3 protein-coding genes are annotated in these 5,777 nt (G+C 65.5%); all 3 read right to left on the bottom strand.

Features of this window, described 5'->3' with window-relative positions:
- Positions 1-70 precede the first annotated feature (70 nt).
- Genes ACF8EA_RS23615 through ACF8EA_RS23605 form a run of 3 tightly spaced genes read right to left on the bottom strand, consistent with a single transcriptional unit; the run spans position 71 to position 5,540 of the window.
- Positions 71-664, bottom strand: a complete 594-nt coding sequence (locus ACF8EA_RS23615) for a glutathione S-transferase (protein WP_103462816.1) — start codon at positions 662-664, stop codon at positions 71-73.
- On the bottom strand, positions 661-4,305 hold the full coding sequence (locus ACF8EA_RS23610) for an AAA family ATPase (protein ID WP_392523471.1): 3,645 nt from the start codon (positions 4,303-4,305) through the stop codon (positions 661-663). Before ACF8EA_RS23610 ends, ACF8EA_RS23615 begins: the two co-directional genes overlap by 4 nt.
- On the bottom strand, positions 4,302-5,540 hold the full coding sequence (locus tag ACF8EA_RS23605) for an exonuclease SbcCD subunit D C-terminal domain-containing protein (protein WP_367251396.1): 1,239 nt from the start codon (positions 5,538-5,540) through the stop codon (positions 4,302-4,304). The genes ACF8EA_RS23610 and ACF8EA_RS23605 overlap by 4 nt, the downstream gene beginning before the upstream one ends.
- Between the last annotated feature and the right edge of the window lie 237 nt (positions 5,541-5,777).

The raw sequence follows: 5,777 nt of genomic DNA, 5'->3' as shown, positions 1-5,777 counted from the left end.
GCCGCGCGGGCGGCGCTCGATCTCAAACCCTACATTAAACCCCCGCCAGGCGCTTGGCCGCCCCACACACTCACCTGGCCATGACGGCCTTGAACAGCTCCGAAGCCAGCCACCCCTCCAGCCAACTGCGCACCCGTGGATAAGCCGCCTCGGCGAACCACTGCGGTTCAACCCCGGCAAACTGGCGCATCAGCGGCAGCAACGCGGCATCGGCCAGGCTCGGGTGGTCGGCCAGCAGGTAAGCCCGCCCCACCAGCAGGCCTTCGAGCTCCGCCAGCCAGGCCTCGGCCTGCTGGCGGTAATGTTCGCGGGAATGCTCCGGGTAACGTTCGGCATACTTGTACAGGTTCACGTGCGCCTTGAACGTGGTGTCATTGCGCGCAATCAGCGTTTCAGCCTGCTGCGCAGCCGCAGGGTTGGCCTGTAGCCGCCAGTCCTGCGGGTCGTGTTGCGTCAGCGCCCAGCGCATGATGTCCAGGCTCTCTTCCAGCACCCCTGCACCGGTGTCCAGCACCGGTACCGTGCCCTTGGGCGACAAGGCCAGCAGTTCTGCCGGCTTGTTCTTCATCGCCACTTCGCAGATCTTCACTTCGCAGCCGGCATAGCGCAGGGCCAGGCGCGCGCGCATGGCCCACGGGCAGCGGCGGAACGAGTAGAGGATCACCCGCACACCTCCACGTCACTCAGGCCATTACCCTGGCGCCGTACCTGAATCTGTACCGGGATCCGCTCGTGCATTTCCTGTACGTGGGAAATCACCGCCACTTTGCGACCCTGGGCTTGCAATCCGTCGAGGGCGTCCATTGCCAACTGCAGTGACTCGGGGTCGAGGCTGCCGAAGCCTTCGTCGATGAACAACGATTCGATACGCAGGGTGCTGGAAGCCATCGACGCGAGGCCCAAGGCCAGGGCCAGCGACACCAGGAAGGTTTCCCCGCCCGACAACGAGTGCACCGAACGCAGTTCGTCGCCCATCTCGGTGTCCAGCACCAGCAGGCCAAGGGCGCTGCCGCCGCGTTTCAGGCGGTAGCGGCGGGCCAGCTGACGTAGCTGGGCGTTGGCGTGGTGCAGCAGCAGGTCGAGGTTGTAACCCTGGGCGATCTTGCGGAACACATCACCCGAGGCCGAACCGATCAGGGCATTGAGGCGGGCCCAGCGTTGCCACTGTTGGTGGGCCTGTTCGATTTCGGCCGCCAGCGCCTGGTGGGCTTGCTGCCGGCGCTGGTCGTCGGCCTGTTGCGCGCGCAGTTCGGCGCACTGCTGCTCATGGTTGGCCAGGCGCCCGCGCAGCTCGGTCAGGGCGTGCTCCAAGGCTTCGGCCGAGGTGTCCACGGTCATTTGTGCGGCGTGTTGTTGCAGGCGCTGCTCACGTTCCTGCAGCAGCACGCGGCCTTGTTCGATGGCCTTTTCGGCACTTTGGACGCGCTGACGCAGTTCATTCACCTGGGCGTCATCCATGGCCAGCAGGCGATCCAGCCCGGCGTCATCCAGTTCCGGATGCTCGTTGCGCCATTGCGCGATCTGGCCTTGCAGTTGCTGGCACTCGCTGTCCAGCGCCTGTTGCTGCTGGGCATTAGCCTTGAGTTCGCTGGCCAGTTGTACGCCTTGGGTGCGCAGTTCCTGCAGGCGTTGGGCGGTATCGGCGGCAAGGGCGCGGGCGTGTTCCAGCGCGCTGTCCATGTGCTGTTGCCAGGCTTCGGCGCTGGCATGCTCGCCGAGCAGTTCGCCGAGTGAGGCCAGGGCTTGTTGGCGTTGCTCATCGAGGGCGGCCAGTGTCTGCTGCAACTGCTGCAGGCTTTCCACGCGCGCCTGTTGTTGGTCACGCAGCTTGTCCAGCTGGGTTTGGCGGGCTTGCTGTTCTTCCAGTTCGTCCTTGCGCTGTTCCAGTTGCTGCAGGCGCTGGGCAATCTGCTGGTCGAGGGCGAGGAAGGCATTGGCCGGGTCTTCGTTCAGGGCCTTGAGGGCTTCCTTGGGCAAGACGCCGGCCAGGTCGTCAAGGCCTTGCTGCAACTGTTGCTCATCGTTGGCCAGGGCCTGGTGCTGCTGCTCCAGATGGCGCTGGGCCTGCTGTTGGGCGTCGTGGGCCGCCTGCAATTGCTGGTTCAGGCGGGCGGCGTCTTTTTGCAGGGCCAACAGAGCGCTCTGGCGTTTCTCGTCCTGGCTGATTTCTTCATCCAGGCGACGCAGCTGGCTGTCGAGCCAGGCGCGACGGGCTTTGTCGTCCTGTGGGGCGAGGGCTGGCCACAGGCTGTGGGCCTGTACCTGGGCCACCAACGGTTGCAACTGTTCGCCCAGTTGCTGGTGTTGCTGCTGGAAGTCCTTGAGCTGGGCATTGACCACGCCCAGTTGGGTACGCAGCTCTACCAGCTTGCTGTTGAGCGTTTCGACCTGCTTCTGCGCGGCGTGCTCTTCGGCCTGGTCATGGCGACCCAGGCTCTGCAGCAATGCTTCTGGCTGATGGAACGGGTGTTCGGCGCTGCCACAGACCGGGCAGGGCTCGCCGTCACGCAGTTGGCCACGCAGTTCTTCGACGCTGGTGTTGCGTGCCAGACGTTGCCGTTCCAGCAGTTGACGGGTGAGCGTCAACGCCTGTTCGGCGGCCTCCAGTTCGGCCTTGGCGGCGGTGCCTTCGGTAATCAGTTGCTGGCGTTGCAGCATGGCCTGCTGCTGCCGTTCACGCAGGGCATCCAGCTGCTGGCGCAGCTCCTGTTCACGGCCGTGCAGGCGTGACATTTCCTCTACGGCGCGCTGCTGTTTGCGGTTGTCCTGCAGCATACCGCCGAGCAGGTCGATCTGCTCGGCAAGGGCCTGGGGTTCGGCCTTGGCTTCACGGAACAACAGGTCGTAGGCGTCGCGCTCGGCCTGCAGGTGCGCATTGGCCTGGCTGGCCTGGGCCTGCAGGCCGGGTAACTCTTCTCGGCCTTTGGTCAGGCGGCCACCGATCAGCATTACCTGCTTCAGTTGCGGCAGGTAGGCGTGCCAGGCATTGGCCAGGCCCGCCAGGTGCTGGCTGTCGGCAAGCGCGGTGTCGATCTGCGCCAGTTGCTGCACGCTGCGCTGCTGGTTGTCTTCCAGCTGCTGCAGTTGCTGCTGGCCGTCAGCGACCTGCTGTTGCGCCTGCTGGCCGATGCTGCGCTGGGCGGCCAGCTCCTGGTCCAGGCGCGCCAGACTGTCCTGCGCGGCAAAAGCCTGGCGCAGGCGCGGCGCGTTCTCGCCGTGCTCGGCCTGGCGGTCGGCAAGCGCTTGGCGCGCAGTGTCCAGCGCCTGTTCGAGTTCGTGGGTGCGCACCTGCAGTTCGGCTTGCTGCTGTTGCTGTTCGGCCATTTTCGCGGCCACTGGCGCCAGCTGTGCGCTCAGGGCCTGTCGGCGGTGGAACTGGTGACGCTGTGGGGCCAGGCGCTCCAGGCGTGCCAGGTCCAGGCGTGGTTCGGCCAGCTGTTGCCAGTCCAGTTCGGCGGCCTGCAGCTTGGTACTGGCTTCGGCGTGTTGGGCCTGTAGCTGGCGTTGTTCATTCAGCCAGTTGCGTTGCTGCTCCAGCTGGCGCTCGCCGGCCTGGTCGGCCTTGAACTGCTGCTGCGCCTGCTCCAGGCGCTGGTCGAGCTCGGCACGGGCCTCGGCAGCCATCGGCAGCAGGTGGCTGGCGCGTTCTTTCAGGGCGTTGTGCGCCTCGCCGGCTTCACGCGCCTTGCTGAAGGCACGCTGGCCCAGGCGGGTGTAGATTGCGGTGTTGGTGAGTTTTTCCAGCAGCTCGCTGCGGTCTTTGTCGTCGGCCTTGAGGAACGCGCCGAACTCGCTCTGGGCCAGCATCACCGCACGGGTGAACTGTTCGAAATTCAGGCCCAGGCGGGCTTCTACCAGTTGCTTGTATTCGTTTTTGCCACTGCCGAGCACCTGCTCGCTGTCGAGGTCGTAGAAGCTCTGACGGCTGTGTTGCAGTTTGCCGTTGGCCTTGTCGCGGGCGCGGTTGGCTTCCCAGCGGGCGCGGTAGCGGCGGCCGTCGATACCGACAAAGTCGACTTCGGCAAAACCGCTGCCGGTGCCGCGGCGCAGCAGGTTGCGCGGGTCGGAAGTGGGTATTTCGCCGTCGGCATCTGGCACCTTGGCCTCACGGCCAATGTCATTGAGGCGCGGCACGGTGCCGAACAGCGCCAGGCACAGGGCGTCAAGCAGGGTGCTCTTGCCGGCGCCGGTTGGCCCGGTGATGGCGAACAGGCCAGCGCTGGCCAACGGTTCTGCGGTGAAATCGATGTCGATCGGGCCGGCCAGCGATGCCAGGTTCTTCAGGCGGATGGCGAGAATCTTCATGGCTGTTCCTCTTCCTGTTGCACGTCCTGCAACAGCAGGGCGAAGTCGGCCAGCGCCTGCTCGTCGGCCGGGTTGCCGTAGGCTTGCTCCCAGGCGCGGCTGAACAGGTCTTGCGGGGTCATCTGGGCCAGCTCGATAAAGGCCAGGTCATCGTCTTCGGCGTTGTTGCGGCCAGCGTATTCGGCGCTGATGCGGATCAACCGTACCGCCTTGCCTTCAAGCGCGGTTTCGATCTGCTGGCGCAGGTCGGGCTGCGGCTCATCCAGAATTACCCGCACCTCCAGCCAGGGCTGACGGTTGGGGTCTTCGAGCAGGTCGACCACCGGCAGGTCGGCCAGTTGCTGCAGCAGTTCGCCCAGCGGTGCCGGGCCCACCCGTTGCAGGGCCACGGCGCGTGGTACGGGGCGTGGCTCGACGCTGACCAGGCCGTTGCCGTCCAACTCCACTTCCAGGACCTGGTGCGGGTAGTTGATTTCGGCGAACGACAGCGGGATTGGCGAGCCGCTGTAGCGGATGCGTTCTTCGCGGTTGACCTTCTGCGGCTTGTGCAGGTGGCCCAGGGCGACATAGCTGATGGCTTTGTCGAACAGTTTGGCCGGCAGCGCCTCGGCGTTGCCGATGATCAGGCTGCGCTCGGAGTCTTCCGACACCGCACCGCCGGCCATGTGTGCATGGCTGATGGCAATTAGCGCCTGGTCTTTCTTGCGCTTCTTCTGCGCGGCGGCGATCAGTTGCTGGTGCACCTGTGTGATGCCTTGCAGGTAGTCGTCACCCAACTGCGGGCCGGTCACTTCGGCCGGGCGCAGGAACGGCAGGGCCAGGCACCAGGCGGCCACCTTGCCACGGCCGTTGGTCAGCGGAATCAACAGGCGCTCGGCATCCAGCTGGCCCTCGTCCAGCCAGTGCACACGGCCCAGTGCATGGGTGCGCAGACGGCGCATGAGCGCGGCGGGCAGCTCGATGCGCGAACCGGAGTCGTGGTTGCCGGCGATCATCACGATGTCCAGCTTGGGCTGTTGCTCGTGGGCCTGGACGATGAAGTCGTAGAGGCGTTCCTGGGCTTTGACCGGCGGGTTGACGGTGTCGAAGATGTCGCCCGCAATCAGCAGCGCATCCGGCTGTCGCAGGTGTAGCTGGCCGAGCAGCCAGTCGAGGAAGCAGGCGTGTTCGAAATCGCGTTCCTGGCCGTGCAGGCTTTGGCCCAGGTGCCAGTCGGAGGTATGAAACAGACGCATGGATGACCTGTTGGTGTCGAGTCGGGCAAGCGGGGAAAGGGCGGTATGGTAACCCAAGCGGGGTTCGGGGGGCAGGGCGAGGGATTGGGGGAGGGATTGGGGGAGGGACTGGGGGAGGGCGAGGGATTGGGGGCACCAGGTGTTCGCCATGAAAATTTCAGCGCCTGTGAGATCGAGCGCCGCCCGCGCGGCGCATCGCGAGCTGCGCTCGCTCCTACGTTTGTTTCGGGCCAGTTA

The organism is Pseudomonas sp. YQ_5 (assembly GCF_043103305.1).
In the GTDB taxonomy this organism is placed as follows: Bacteria; Pseudomonadota; Gammaproteobacteria; order Pseudomonadales; family Pseudomonadaceae; genus Aquipseudomonas; species Aquipseudomonas putida_Y.
The sequence above is the reverse complement of the archived record's forward strand: the minus strand, read 5'-3'. Positions and strand labels throughout refer to the sequence as shown.